The 14,465-nt window shown below is 68.6% G+C and carries 9 protein-coding genes; 5 read left to right on the top strand and 4 right to left on the bottom strand.

The window, feature by feature from the left end; translation table 11 throughout:
- Positions 1 to 49: 49 nt before the first annotated feature.
- The 4 genes from bchO to dxs all read right to left on the bottom strand — a co-directional run bounded on the left by bchO (position 50) and on the right by dxs (position 6,075).
- On the bottom strand, positions 50 to 961 hold the full coding sequence (gene bchO / locus RHOSA_RS0114845; RefSeq protein WP_027289293.1) for an alpha/beta fold hydrolase BchO: 912 nt from the start codon (positions 959 to 961) through the stop codon (positions 50 to 52).
- A 24-nt stretch (positions 962 to 985) separates the two neighbouring features.
- Positions 986 to 2,908 carry a magnesium chelatase subunit D gene (locus RHOSA_RS0114850; RefSeq protein WP_081728748.1) on the bottom strand — a complete coding sequence of 641 codons (1,923 nt, stop codon included), beginning with the start codon at positions 2,906 to 2,908 and terminating at the stop codon, positions 986 to 988.
- Positions 2,908 to 3,966, bottom strand: a complete 1,059-nt coding sequence (gene bchI, locus RHOSA_RS0114855) for a magnesium chelatase ATPase subunit I (RefSeq protein ID WP_027289295.1) — start codon at positions 3,964 to 3,966, stop codon at positions 2,908 to 2,910. Before bchI ends, RHOSA_RS0114850 begins: the two co-directional genes overlap by 1 nt.
- A gap of 144 nt (positions 3,967 to 4,110) precedes the next feature.
- A complete protein-coding gene (gene dxs, locus RHOSA_RS0114860; RefSeq protein WP_027289296.1) occupies positions 4,111 to 6,075 on the bottom strand; it encodes a 1-deoxy-D-xylulose-5-phosphate synthase in 1,965 nt (654 codons plus the stop codon).
- 696 nt (positions 6,076 to 6,771) lie between these two features.
- Between dxs and RHOSA_RS22795 the strand changes: the two genes are divergently transcribed.
- The 5 genes from RHOSA_RS22795 to RHOSA_RS22810 all read left to right on the top strand — a co-directional run bounded on the left by RHOSA_RS22795 (position 6,772) and on the right by RHOSA_RS22810 (position 14,390).
- The gene (locus RHOSA_RS22795) at positions 6,772 to 7,284 is read left to right on the top strand and encodes a TspO/MBR family protein (protein ID WP_037258634.1); all 513 of its coding nucleotides are present in this window, start codon (positions 6,772 to 6,774) and stop codon (positions 7,282 to 7,284) included.
- 149 nt (positions 7,285 to 7,433) lie between these two features.
- The gene (locus tag RHOSA_RS22800) at positions 7,434 to 8,279 is read left to right on the top strand and encodes a metalloprotease (RefSeq protein WP_051432186.1); all 846 of its coding nucleotides are present in this window, start codon (positions 7,434 to 7,436) and stop codon (positions 8,277 to 8,279) included.
- A gap of 170 nt (positions 8,280 to 8,449) precedes the next feature.
- Positions 8,450 to 9,973, top strand: coding sequence for an efflux transporter outer membrane subunit (locus tag RHOSA_RS22805; RefSeq protein ID WP_051432187.1), 1,524 nt, complete (start codon positions 8,450 to 8,452; stop codon positions 9,971 to 9,973).
- A complete protein-coding gene (locus tag RHOSA_RS0114885) occupies positions 9,970 to 11,211 on the top strand; it encodes an efflux RND transporter periplasmic adaptor subunit (protein WP_027289297.1) in 1,242 nt (413 codons plus the stop codon). Before RHOSA_RS22805 ends, RHOSA_RS0114885 begins: the two co-directional genes overlap by 4 nt.
- The gene (locus tag RHOSA_RS22810) at positions 11,208 to 14,390 is read left to right on the top strand and encodes an efflux RND transporter permease subunit (protein ID WP_081728749.1); all 3,183 of its coding nucleotides are present in this window, start codon (positions 11,208 to 11,210) and stop codon (positions 14,388 to 14,390) included. The genes RHOSA_RS0114885 and RHOSA_RS22810 overlap by 4 nt, the downstream gene beginning before the upstream one ends.
- The last annotated feature ends 75 nt before the right edge of the window (positions 14,391 to 14,465 follow it).

Here is a 14,465-nt window from a genome sequence, read left to right on the forward strand (position 1 = left end):
CTAACAAACCACGTGTGTTGCGCCAGCGCCGCGCTTGGCCGCAGCGGACCTAAGCGGCGCTGCTCGCGTCAGTGAGGCCGGCGGCCTCGAAGATCAGGTCGGCCACCACGTCCGGTTTCTCCTCGTGCACCAAGTGACCGGCGCAGGGAACCGTGGCCAGGCGCGTGCCTGGGCGATGCGCCGCAACCCGCCCAGCCTCCGTCGGTGGCACGGAGACGTCGTTCGCGCCCACGATCATCACCAGCTCCCCCTTGAGCGTGGGCAAGTCGCGCTGCAAGCGCTTCAAATTCCAGCGCGCCATCATCCCGAGCGCGGCCGCGGTGTGACGGGAGAAGCGGATCAGGCGCGCGTACAGCTCGATGCCGCGGGCATCGATGCAGGACCCCGTCCCCCACAGCAGCCGTTCCACGGCCGCCGGTTCGCGCGCGTTGAGTGAGAATACCCGCGCGGCGAAGCCGCCCTTGTTCAACACCTTCGCAATCGGCGAAAAGACGATCCCCGGCAGCCCGGGCAGCGGTAGCAGGGCGCCGTTGATCGACACCAGCGTGTCCAAGGTGAGGTGCCCGTGCAGTTGCATCTGCGCCAGCACGGCCGCGCCCGCGGAATGCCCGGCCGCCACCTTGGGCGCTAGACCAAGGGTCTGCAGCAGCTGCCCCAACGCCGTCGCCATACCGGGCAGCGACAGCGCGTCTTCCCGGGCCGGCCAGCTGGAAAAGCCGTGCCCCGGCATGTCGGGCACGATCACGGTGAACCGCTCCGCCAGCAGCGGCGCCAAGTCGCGGAACGAATGGCTCGCGGCACCGGTACCGTGGATCAGCAACAGCGCCGGCCCCTGCCCCATCACCTGGACATGCCAGGTCACGCCGCCAGCCTCGACGAACCGGCTGGCCTCCCGGTTCGGCCAATCCGCGCCTTCGCGCGCCCACTCAGGAGCGGTATAGCTGACCCGGCACTCAGACACGGTGGGTCCCCGATTGTGTCCCGCTCACAACGACTTCTCCGCGGTCTTGACGGCCTGCGACAGCGCGCTCGCATCGGCGTGGGGCAGCGGCAGGTAGTGGCCGCCCATCGCGCCAGCTAGTTCGTGCGCGCTCTGGCGCGGACGGGGCGAGGTGTCGATCAGCAGCGCCGTAACGCCAGTCGCACGCAGCCGGCGCGCGGCCGCCTGGGCATCCGCCTTCGCCTGCGCGCGGTCGGTGCCGCCGGTGTGGTCGACGTTGGCGCGGCCATCGGTCATCAGGATCACCACCGGCGTCTCGCCACGACGATTGGCGTGATCCGCCAACACCCACGCCTCGGTCAGGCCAGCGGCGAGCGGTGTCCCGCCACCGCCAGGCAGGCTGGCGAGCGAGCGCTTGGCGCGGGTCAGGGAGCGGGTCGGCGGCAGCAGCACCTCCGCCGCCTTGCCCCGGAAGGCGACCAGCGCGACCTTATCGCGCCGGACGTAGCAATCCGCCAGCAGGAGTTCGACCGCGCCCTTGGTCTCTGCCAGCCGATGCAGTGCGGAGGAGCCGGAGGCGTCGACACAGAAGATCGTCGCCGTCTCGGTCTTGTGCTTCAGGCGCTTGATCCGGAAGTCGTCCGGCTGCACCACCAGCCGGCCGCCAGAACCGCCCTTACCCGGCAGCCCCCGACCGCGCAGCGGCTGCCAGGGGGCGGCGGCACGCAAGGTCGCCAGGACGTCCAGCTTGTTGTCGCCGCCCGGCGCGCCACGAAAGGTGCCGACCTGCCGGCCACGGGTGCGCGACTTGGCGAGCGCGCCGGCCCGCCCGGCCTGGCCACTTTGGCGCCGGCCCATCTGGTCGCGCAGCCGCTCCAGCTGGCCCGGCTGCAAGGCGGATTGCGCGGCGGCCAGAATGGTCTCCGCCAGTTCCTGGGCGCTCGGCGCGTCCTGCTCTTCGTCTTCCTCGTCGCGGTTTGAGTCTTCGTCCTGAGACTCTGGGTCCTGCGTTTCGGGCTCTTCGGGCGGCTGCTGCTCGGGTGCCTCCTGCTCCTCTTCCGCCTGTTCCTCTTGCGGGGGCGGCGGCAGCTGGGTGGCGCGCGGCGCCAGGACCATGCGCGCGGCGACCTCGGCATCGTCCTGGCGGACGGCATCGACACCGTTCAGGGCGGCGTGCGCCTTGGCGACCTTGAGCGCAAGCAGCGGCGCCCGCATCGAATGCACGCCCAACGCCTGCGCCGTCCCGGTCAGTGCGCTCAAAATCTCCTCGGACGCGCTCACATGGGCCAACCGCGCGCGCGCCAGTTCGATCGCCCGCGCACGCTTGGCCTGTTCGCCGTCGGTGTCGTGCGGCGGCACGGACGACAGGTCGATCTGGATCGCCAGTCGCTCGGTCAGCGCGCCCGGCGGCTGCTCCTCGTCCTCCGCCCCCTCGTCGCAGGCGACCAGGGCGAAACGGCTGGGCAACGTCTGGGCGAACCCTTCGCGCTCCAGGCGCACCTCGCCGTTGTCCAGGACGGCGGCGATCCGGGCGGCCGTGCCGGCATCCATCCGCTCGGCCATGGCGATCTGCATTACCTTGCCATCGCCTTCCGCGAGCAGCCCCTTGCTCACCACAGGCTTCCCGCTCTGCAACGTCGTTGCCAGATCGAGCCCGCCGATCAGCCGGTCGTCGGAGACGTTGAGCGGGATCTTGCGCATCGGGCCGAAGTCGCCGAGGCGATCCGTCAATTGATCCAGCCAGCGCTGGCGCACCGGGCCGGCGCGTGCGCGCAGCAGCACGCCACCGATGCCCATCGGGTCGACGGCAAAAACCGCCAGCGCCAGCAGCGCGTCGCGCCAGACCGCCCCCGCGCTCGGCCGCGAGGCCGACCGGGAATCGGCGACCACGCCGGAGCCCGTGTCCGCACGCACGTCCGCCCGTGGGGTCGTGGAACCGGTCTCAAGCTGCGCGAACGCGCCGTCCATTACGCCGCCTCGCCGCTCTGCTCGGCGTCCGCGTCGAAGAGCTCCGACAACACCCGCTCGACACGCGTGGTCGACCCCGCCTCATCCAGCGGATCGCGACGCAGGCGGTGACGCAGCGACATCGTGGCGACGCGGCGCAGATGCGCGTCGGTGACTTCCGGATCGCCGTCGATCGCCGCTGCGGCACGGGCGGCGCGCATCAAGGTCAATTCGCCACGCAGGCCGTCGGTGCCGAGCTGAATGCAAATCTCCGAAGCCCGCTTCAGTGCTGCATCCGGCACCTGCGTCTCCGCCAACCGCGCCTTGGCGTCCAGGATGGTCTGACGCAGCTTGTCGTCCTCCGCCTGCCAGGACCGCTTGAACCCCTCCTTGTCGCGGTCGAAAGCATCGCGCCGGCGGACCACCTCGATCCGGGTGTCGAGGTCGCTCGGCGTCTCGACTTCCAGCGACAGACCGAAGCGGTCGAGCAGCTGCGGGCGCAGCTCGCCCTCCTCCGGATTGCCGGACCCGACCAGGACGAACCGCGCCGGGTGACGGACCGACAGCCCCTCGCGCTCGACCACGTTTTCGCCGGAAGCGGCCACGTCGAGCAGGACGTCGACCAGATGATCCTCCAGCAGGTTGACCTCGTCGATGTAGAGGAAGCCGCGGTGCGCGCGGGCCAGCAGGCCCGGCTCGAAGTGCTTTTCGCCATGAGACAGCGCCCGCTCCAGATCGAGCGCGCCGACCACCCGGTCTTCGCTGGCGCCCAGCGGCAGATCGACCACCGGCACTTCGACTGAATGGGTTGGCACCTCGCCGCCGCCCGCCTGCATCTTGGGGCAACCGGGCTCGCACAGCTCCGTGTCGCGGTCGGGGGCGCAGTGATAACGACACCCTTCGACCGCCTGCATTTCCGGCAGCAGCGAAGCAAGCCCGCGAACCGCGGTCGACTTGCCGGTGCCGCGGTCACCGAAAATCAGCACGCCGCCCACGCTGGGGTCGACGGCGGCAATGGTCAGGGCAAGCTTCATCTCCTCCTGACCGGCAATGGCGGAGAAGGGGTAGGCAACAGCCATACGGTGTGCGCTCCGTTTTGTCTTCGTATCGCGTGCCTGGGCGAAAGGTTTGGTTTAACCCACGCCGCACGCGTTCATCATTTTAGGACTCGTAACGGATCGGAGCTGGCCGTGCCAGTGCGCGCGATGGCGCAGCGACACGGCTCAGACCGCGCGATAACCAGTCCGGCCGGCGCTGCGGACGACCTCCGTGGATGCGCCGTCATTTGCGATCCCCAGCGCCTCTAGCGCCCGGGCGACCATGTGGCAGGCGTTGAGAGCAGCGGCCTCGTACTGCTGCTCCGGCTTGTCGTGGTCGATGAACCGATCCGGCAGGGTCATCGGCCGGATCTTCAGGCCGTGGTCGAGCAGCCCCTCCTCCGCCAGGAGCGTCAGCACCTGCGTCGCGAAGCCGCCGATCGCGCCCTCCTCGACCGTCAGCAGCACCTCGTGCTCCTTGGCCAGACGCCGCACCAGATCGCGGTCCAGCGGCTTGGCGAACCGCGCGTCCGCCACCGTCGTCGACAGCCCGCGCGCCGCCAGCTCGTCCGCCGCCCGATAGGCCTCGCCCAGCCGGCCGCCGTAGGACAGGATCGCCACCTTGCTGCCCTCGCGCACGATCCGGCCCTTGCCGATCTCCAGCAGCTCGCCGCGCGCCGGCATCTCAACGCCCAGCCCCTCGCCGCGCGGGTAGCGCACCGCGATCGGGCCGTCATCATAAGCCGCCGCCGTGGCGACCATGTGCATCAGCTCCGCCTCGTCACCCGCGGCCATCAGCGTGAAGTTCGGCAGCGTGCCCAGATAGGTGACGTCGTAGCTGCCCTGGTGGGTGACGCCGTCGGCGCCGACCATGCCCGCCCGGTCGATCGCAAAGCGCACCGGCAGGTTCTGGATCGCCACATCGTGCACCACCTGGTCGTAGGCGCGCTGCAGGAAGGTCGAATAGATCGCCGCGAACGGCTTCATGCCCTCGCACGCCAGACCGGCGCAGAAGGTCACCGCGTGCTGCTCGGCGATGCCGACGTCGAACATCCGGTCCGGGAACTTCTGGGCGAACTTGTCCAGCCCAGTCCCCCCCGGCATCGCCGCGGTCACCGCCATCACCCGCGCGTCCGCCTCGGCCTCCTGGATCAGCGCCTGCGCGAAGGTGCCGGTATAGCTCGGTGCCTGCGGCGTTGGCTTCGCCTGCTTGCCGGTGACCACATCGAACTTGGCCACCCCGTGGTACTTGTCCGCCGCGCCTTCCGCCGGCTCGTACCCCTTGCCCTTCTGCGTCACACAGTGGATCAGGATCGGCGCCCCACCTTCCGTGTCGCGGACGTTGCGCAGCACCGGCAGCAGGTGGTCGAGGTTGTGACCATCGATCGGTCCGACGTAGTAGAAGCCCATCTCCTCGAACAGCGTGCCGCCGGTGAACAGGCCACGGGTGTACTCCTCCGCCCGCCGCGCGGCCTCGCGCACCGGACGCGGGAACTGGTGGCTCAGATCGCGCATCGCCCCGCGCACCGAACGGTAGGAGCGCGAGGACAGGATCCGCGACAGATAGGCACTCATCGCCCCCACCGGCGGCGCGATCGACATGTCGTTATCGTTCAGGATCACAACCATGCGCGAACGCAGCGTGCCGGCGTTGTTCAGCGCTTCGTAGGCCATGCCGGCGCTCATCGCCCCGTCGCCGATCACCGAAATGACCTGATTCTGCGCGCCCTTGTAATCGCGCCCAACGGCGAAGCCGAGGCCAGCGGAAATCGAGGTGGAAGAATGCGCCGCCCCAAACGGGTCGTAGTCACTCTCCGCCCGGCTGGTGAAGCCGCTGAGGCCGCCGCCCTGGCGCAAGGTGCGAATGCGGTCCTTGCGTCCGGTCAATATCTTATGCGGATAGCACTGGTGCGAAACGTCCCAGATCAGCTTGTCATCGGGCGTGTTGAAAACGTAGTGGATCGCCGTCGTCAGCTCGACCACGCCCAACCCGGCGCCCAAGTGACCACCGGTTACGGACACCGCATCGATGACCTCCGCGCGCAACTCGTCAGCGAGCTGGCGCAAGTCGGTCTCGGGCAGCCGTCGCAGATCCGCTGGCGTCGCCACACGATCGAGCAAGGGACGGTTTCGCTCGGCCTGTTGCGTCATCGCTTGTCCTCCCAGCCGCAGAAGCCCGCGTCAACGCGCTCATCCAGACGGAAATCCGGCGCGCGGGCCATCCGTGCCGGCTCGCGAAGCCTTGGCATCCACTTCAGGCGCGTTACAAAGCCAAGCATAGGCGCGCCAAAGCGATGTGTCTACTTTTCTTGACGTCAACTATCCTTGACGTTTGGGTGCGGTTGTCGACGGTCCTTGCTGGTTCGCCGTCCCGCAATCCGAGACGACACCGCTGGGTTACGTTGCCGCACCTGCCCTCATCACGCGCCACCGCCTTTGAGGAGGACTGGAGGAACACGCCAACGGGCTACAGGTATCCGGTGCTGCCAACTCTTGCCGACCTGGGCGGCACGCGACGGAGAGTTGCCGGGATACAGGCAAAATATTAACCTTGCACCCCGTGCGTCACACACCGCTGAAGGAGGCATCCATGGCTGATACTCCAGGCTCTCCCGAGTCTATGGACAAAGCGGCCGGCGGGCTGGTCGCGTTCATTTTGTTTCTGTTCCTGATCATCGTCATTGCGTCCTGAGCCATAGCCAAACTGCCAAGACCACCGGGCGCCGCGCGCGGGACGTGCGGCGCCCAACGTTCTTCGGTGAGACCACCACCGCCTAAGCCTGACCGACGCCAGCGCGCATCACGGGCGTTGATCCGCACTGCTCCGCCCCCTACTTAGGGAATATGATGACCCTGGATTCCGCGATACCGCTCATCGTTTCCGTCGTGCTGGCGCTCGCAGCGGCAGCTTCAGGGGCGATCTTCAAACCCGGCAGTTGGTACAAGGCGCTCGCCAAGCCTCCGTGGCGTCCACCGGACTGGCTGTTCGGACCGGTGTGGATGATCCTCTACGGCATGATGGCGGTCGCTGCCTGGATGGTTTACGAAGCCGCGGGCTTCGCCGGGGCGGGCACGGCGCTCGGCATCTATTTCGTGCACCTGCTGCTGAACGCCGGTTGGTCGGCCGTCTTCTTCGGTATGAAGAGCCCCGGCTGGGGCCTGGTCGAGGTCGTTGGACTCTGGGCCTCGATCGTCGCGACCATCGTGGCCTTCCTTCCAATCAGCACGACGGCGGCCTTGCTGCTGCTCCCCTACCTGGTGTGGGTCAGCTTCGCGGCGGTTCTGAACCATCGGATCTGGCAGCTGAACCCCGGCGGCAAACCGGCCGGCCAGTCCACGGACTCCAAGCAGGCTGCCTGACACCGCGGTGGCGATAGCGCGGTGCCGGTGCCCGTCCTGTTGCAACAGCAACCGCTTGGGCCAAGTGTCCATGTGACACCAGCCCCGCACAGCCCAAGTCCCTTGGGTGACATGGAAGCTCGCGTGAGCCGCACGCTGGGAAGGACGCCGTGACGCTGCGACACGACCAGCGAACCGAAGCGGGCCCGCCCGATCCGCACGACGAACAGCCGCAACCCGCAAAGGCGCGGCGCCGAGGACGCACCGGCTGGCTCGGGCTCGGCTTCCTCGGGCTCAAGCTCGGACCGAAGGTGACCAAGCTTGCGCTCGCCGGGGCGAGCGTGGCCGCCTACTCCACCCTATTCAGCTGGCAGTTCGCCCTGCTCCTGGTCGCGGCGATCTTCATCCACGAACTGGGGCACGTCTGGTCGATGCGCCGATGCGGCATGCCCGTAAAAGGCATCTACCTGCTCCCCTTCGTCGGCGGCGTGGCGGTGGGTCAGGCCGATGCCGAGAACCGCCTGAGCGAGGCACAGAACTACGAGATCGCCATGATGGGCCCGGTGTTCGGGCTCGCTTCGGTGGCGCCGCTGTTAGCTGCCTACGGCGCAACTGGCAGCGATTTCTGGGGAGCCAGCGCGGCGATGGTCGCGCTCGTCAACCTGTTCAACCTGCTGCCGATCTTCCCGCTGGACGGTGGCCGGGTGCTACGCGCTTTGTTCGCTTCCGCAGGGCGCGGGCCCATGCTGGGGGCGATGGCGGTCTCGCTCGCGGCGACCGCGATCGGTCTGTTCGTGCTGGGCATGCCGATGCTCGCGATCCTGCTTGGTATCGGCATGCTGGAGTTTTACGGCGAGTTCCGTCACGGTGCCGGAACCGGCACCCCGATGCGCAAGGCCACCGTCGCCGCCGCCCTGATCGGCTATTTCCTGCTGGCGGCCCTGTTGGCCGGCGCGATTTTCGCCACCGGGACGACCAGCGGCGGCGCGCTGGCGCTCGACATTCTGCGCGGCTGATGCGCGCGCCAGCGGTATCTTGCTGGACGCCGGCGGGGCTGAATGCCACTTAGGTTCCCACAAGCCGCACCGGCTTCGCCGTGCATGCCCGCGCGCGACGTGCATGGTAACCGCCGCCGATCGCTTGGGCTGCGCAAGACGGCGGTCCTGCCCGCCTGCGACGAGGACTGATGCCGACACCGCGACGCGCCAACAGGCCGCGCCTGCTGCTTGCCGCCGCCGGGCTGCTGCTCCTCGGCGCCTGCGCGCCCCAGCCAGCGCCGGTCGAGACCCGCACCCCGCTGCCAGACGGCTTTTCCGACACCGGCGATGCCCCACGCCCGGACGATTGGTGGCAAGCGTTCGATGATCCCGCGCTCGACGAGCTGATCACCCGCGCGCTCAACGACCGGCCGAGCCTGCGCGCGACCTGGGCCCGGCTGGCGCAGGCACACGCAGTCGCCGGCCGCACCGCTGCAGACCGCTGGCCCAGCCTGTCCGGCACCGGAGAGGCAAGCCGTCGACAGACCGGTGAACTGCGTGGAGATGACAGCAACGACCGGGCTCGAAGCGGCACCGGTGGCAGCTTCACGAACGACAATGTCAGCGAGAACTACAGCCTCGGTCTGTCGGCGTCTTACGAATTGGACCTGTGGGGCCGGGTCGACGCCCAGGCGGATGCCGCCCGACTGGACGCGCAGGCCACCCGACAGGAGCTAAACGCCGCCGCTCTTTCGCTCACCGGCGAAGTGGCGGATACCTGGTACCAGTTGCTTGCCCAACGTGCGCGGCTGGATCTCCTGAAGCGCCAGCTCGACACCAACCGGACGGTCGAACGCGTGGTCGAGGTGCGCGTGCTGCAGGGACAGGCCGGCCTTGCCGATCTGCTGCGCCAGCGCGAATTGATCCAGCAGACGCAGCAGCAGATCGACGCCGCTCGGGGCGAGGTACAGTTGCTGGAAAACGAACTGACCGTGCTGCTGGGCCGGGCGCCGCGGACGGGCGCGTTGCCCGACGGGCGCAACCTGCCCCAGGGACCGGCCTTGCCGCGCACCGGGGTTCCCGCGGACCTGATCGCGCGCCGACCGGACGTGCAGGAGGCGCTGCTGCGCGTCCAAGCCGCGGATAAGCGCGTCGCCGCGGCCATCGCCGAACGCTTCCCGCGGATCGACCTGACGAGCAGCCTGACCACGGCCGCCACGGCGCCGGCCGACCTGTTCACCAGCTGGACCTCCAACCTGGCCGCGCAGCTCTCGGTGCCGCTGTTCGATGCCGGGCAGCGCAAGGCCGAGGTCGACCGGAGCCAAGCAGTGGTCGCCGAGCGCTTGGCGCAGTTCGAGGACACCGCCCTGACCGCGTTGCAGGAGGTCGAGGACGCCCTGACCCGGATCGACCAGCAGGGCCGCCGTGTCGAACGCCTGAACCGGCAGATCGAGTTGGCGCGCCAGTCCGTGGCGCGCCTACGCAGCCGCTACGTCAACGCCAACGTCGACTTCCTGGACGTGCTTGACGCCCTGACCCGGGTACAAAATCTGGAACGCGAGCTGATCGAGGCCCGCCGCCAGCGCCTGGCCGCGCGGGTTGCGCTGGCCCGAGCCCTCGCCGGCGATATCGACCCGCCGCGTCCAACCGGGGAGGCGTTCGAGGTGCTGGCGCCGGTGCAAACACCCGACAGTGGCCAGGCCGCGGCCAAGGACGAGGAGACCGATACGTGAGCGCCGACGAGCAAGACCGACCGCGCGCGACCTGGCGCCGCCGTCTGCTGCGGGGGCTACTGCAGGGGGTCCTGCCGCTTGCCGTGCTGGCTGGGGCCGCGGCCATCGTCTACACCTTGATGTCGAGCCAGCCGTCGAGCGAGCGCGCGCCCGAGCGCAGCGAACCCGCGCGTCTGGTCGAAACGGTCACGGTCACCCGCAGCGATCGCACCGCGACGGTGCAGGCCTGGGGCGAGGTGATTCCAGCCGACTCCGTTCAGGTCGCCCCGCGGGTCGGCGGCGAAATCGTCGACGTGGCCGACGACCTCGAACCCGGCGGCCGGGTCCGCAAAGGCCAGGTGCTGGCCCGCGTCGACGACAGCGACTACAAGGTCGCGTTGCGCCAGGCGCGAACGGAACTCGCCAAGGCCCGGGCGGCGCTCAGGATCGAACAGGGCAACCAGAAGGTCGCGGAAACCGAGGCCGAGCTGCTGGACCAGCAGCTCAGCGAGCAGGAACGCGACCTCGTCCTGCGCCAGCCACAGTTGCAACAGGCCCGCGCCGACGTCGACGCCGCCCAGGCGGCGGTGGAGGACGCCGAGCTCGACCTGCAGCGCACGCGGGTACACGCCCCGTTCGACGCCGTGGTGCAGTCGGTCTCGGTGGATGTCGGCAGCCAGGTTTCCGCGGGCACCACGATCGCCGAGCTGATCGCCACCGACCGCTACTTCGTCGAACTGGCCGTGCCGGCGGCAAAGCTGCGATGGATTGAAGCGCGCCAAAGCAGCCGGGGGCCCGGCTCCCGCGTCCAGTTGGCCAACCCGAGCGTTTGGGGCGAAGGCCGTACGCGTACGGGCGAAGTGGTACGCGTACGCCCAGACCTGAGCGAACAGGGCCGGATGGCCCGTGTGCTGGTCGAGGTCACCGACCCGCTGGACCAGCAGCCGCCGATGCTGGTCGGCAGCTACCTACGCGGCCGGATCGCCGGCGACCGGCTGGAGCAAGTTGTGGCATTGGATCGCGCCTATCTGCGTGAAAGCGACAGCGTCTGGGTGATGACCGGCGACGGCCGGCTGGAAATCCGGGCGGTCGAAATCGCATACCGCGGGCCAGAGGAAGTTTACGTCTCGGTCGGCCTCGGTGACGGGGACCGGGTGATCACCAGCGAGATCGCGACACCAACCAACGGCATGAAGCTCCGCACCCGCGGCGACGAGGGGCAGCAAGGCAACGACGCGGCGGGCAGCGGGGCGGTATGAGCGACCACAACGATCCGCAGAGTCCGCTGCAACGCATCCAGGCGCGCCGGGCCCAGCGCCCGGACCCGGACGCGCGCGGCCCGCTTGCCTGGATGGCCCGGCATCGGGTGGCGCCCAACCTGCTGATGGCGGTGTTACTGATCGGCGGACTGCTGATGACCACGCAGATCCGCCAGGAGGTCTTCCCCGAGTTCCAGGCCGACAGCGTGATCGTCCAGGTGCCCTACCCCGGCGCCAGCCCATCGGAAGTCGAGCAGGGGGTCATCCTGGCGGTCGAGGAGGCGGTTCAGGGGATTATCGGCGTCGAGGAAGTGACCTCGACCGCGCGCGAAGGCAGCGCGACGATCACCGCGGAGGTGCAGCAGAGCGCCGATTACCAGCGGGTCTACCAAGACGTCCGACAGGCGGTGGACAGCATCACCACCTTTCCCGACGATGCCGAAGAACCGGATCTGCGCTCCAAGAAGTGGCGGCGCGACGTGCTGGACATGCAGATCTTCGGCGACGTCGACCGCGATGTCCTGCGCGAGGCGGCCGAGCGCGTGCGCGACAGCCTGATCCAGGCCGACGGCGTAACCCAGGTCGGGCTCGAGGGCATTCGGGAGTTCCGGGTGTTGATCGACGTGCCGCAGGACTCCCTGCGCGCTTACGACCTGACGTTGGAGGAGGTGCGCCAAATTGTGGCGGACTCCGCGCTGGACCGCGCGGGCGGCAGCCTGGAGACCGGCAAGGGCGAGTTCCTGGTGCGCTTGAAGGAGCGCAAGGAGTGGGCGGACGAATTCGCCCAGATCCCGGTGGTGACCAGTAAATCCGGTTCGATCGTCCGCCTGGGCGACATCGCGGAGGTGCGCAACGGCTTCTCCGAAACCGACGAAGCTGCCTGGTACAACGGCACGCCCGCGATCGGGGTCGAGGTCTTCCGGGTGGGGAACGAGACTCCCACCGGGGTCTCGCAAGCCGTGCATGACGCCTTGCCCGAGGTGCTCTCGGAACTGCCGCCGCAGATCGACGTCACGATCCAGGACGATGCCTCGGAGGTCTACCAGCAGCGTATCGATCTGCTGCTCAAGAACGGCTTCATGGGCCTGTGCCTAGTGCTTGTGCTGTTGAGCCTGTTTTTGGAGTTCAAGCTGGCGTTTTGGGTGACCGTCGGCATCCCGGTGGCGTTCGTTGGCACCTTCATCTTCATGCCGGTGCTGGACGTCTCCATCAACATGGTCAGCCTGTTCGCCTTCATCCTGGCGCTCGGCATCGTGGTCGACGACGCCATTGTCGCGGGCGAGAACATCTACGAACACCGCCAGCGCGGGATGGGCGCGATCGAGGCCGCGATCCACGGCGCGCGCGACATCGCGGTCCCGATCGCCTTCTCGATTCTGACCAACGTGGTGGCCTTCCTGCCGATGGCGCTGATCCCGGGCGCCTGGGGGCAGATCTGGGCGGTCATCCCGGCGATCGTGGCGACCGCGCTGCTGATCTCCTGGGTCGAGGCGATGCTGATCTTGCCCGCGCACCTGGGCCACGTCCGGCCAAATCCGACGACCGGGATCGGCGCGCGCCTGCACGCCTGGCAACGCATCTTCGCCGACGGTCTGCAGAGCGTGACCGAACGCGGCTTCGGCCCGCTGCTCGCGGTTGCGATGCGCCTGCGTTATCTGACCATCGCCGCCGCGATCGCGATCCTCGCGGTCGTCGTCGCGATCCCGGTTAGCGGACGCATGGGCTTCATCCTGATGCCGGAGGTCGAGGCCAGCGTGGCGGAGGCGACCGCCGTGATGCCCGTCGGCGCGCCGGACAGCCGCCGGGAAAAGGTTCGAGAAACGCTCGTCGCGGCGGCGGAAACGGTGCTGGCGGAAAACGGCGGCACGCAGCTCGGCGACGGCACCTATGCCGAGATCGAGTCCGACCAGATCGAGGTCCGTGTCTACCTAAGCCCACCTGATGTGCGGCCGATCTCCACCCGCGCGTTCACCGAGAAGTGGCGCGATCAGGTCGGCGAGCTGTCGGGCGTCGAGTATATCCGCTACTCCAGCCAGGGCGGTCCAGGCGGCGGACCGTCGCTGTCGGTGGAACTGAGCCACCCGGACGTTGACACCTTGGAACGCGCGGCCTCCGACCTCGCCCAGCGGATGTCCGGTCTAGCGCCGGTCAAGGACGTCGACGACGGCACGGGCGACGGCAAGCCACAGCTCGACATTACGCTCACCGAGGAAGCGCGCGCGCTCGGTCTGTCGGCGGCGGAAATCGGCCGTCAGGTGCGCGGACAGTTCTACGGCCTGGAAGCGGTCAAGCAGCAACGCGGGCGCAACGAGGTCACCGCGCTGGTGCGCGCACCGGAATCTGAGCGCGACGGCCTGGAAGACATCGAGGACATGCTGATCCAGGTCCCGGGCGGCGGCACCGTGCCCCTGACCCAGGTTGCCAACATCAACCGCGACCGTGCCTACACCAAGATCACCCGACGCGACGGCCGGCGAACCGTCACGGTGACCGCCAACGTCACCCCGATCGAGGCTACCAGCCGTGTCACCGCAACGCTGCGCGCGGAGATGCTGCCGCAGCTCACCGCGGACTACCCGGGACTGGACTACGCGTTCGAAGGCCGCCAGGCGTCAATGCGCGAAGCGTTGGATTCCTTCGTCTACACCGTTTCCGCGGGGCTCTTCCTGATCTTCGCCCTGCTGGCGATCCCGTTGCACAGCTACGTTCAGCCGCTGATCGTGATGACCGCGATCCCGTTCGGTGTGGTCGGTGCGATCCTGGGCCACTTGCTGATGGGCTACGCGCTGTCGATCATCTCGATCATGGGCATGATCGCGCTGGGCGGCGTGGTCGTGAACGGCGCGCTGGTGATGATCGACTACGCCAACCGACGCCTGAACGAAGGCCACGATGCCTTCACCGCGATGCATATGGCTGGCGTGCGTCGCTTCCGGCCGATCCTGCTGACGACGCTGACGACTTTTGGCGGGCTCGCGCCCATGATCTTCGAAACCAGCCGGCAGGCGCGCTTCCTGATTCCGATGGCCCTGTCGCTTGGCTACGGCATCCTGTTCGCCACCGCGATCCTGCTGTTGCTGACCCCGTGCTTGTACCTGGTCCTCGATGACCTCCGCCGCCTGCCCGAGCGCCTGGGCCTGACCCGCACCGCCTTGCCCGACCGCGATCCGGCCGAGTAAAGCGTCCACTGGCCACGCATCGCGCCTTACGCCGCGTGCTTGGTCATTCGCCGCCGCCATGGCAAGCCCCGGCAT

The organism is Rhodovibrio salinarum DSM 9154, from assembly GCF_000515255.1.
GTDB lineage: Bacteria > Pseudomonadota > Alphaproteobacteria > Kiloniellales > Rhodovibrionaceae > Rhodovibrio > Rhodovibrio salinarum.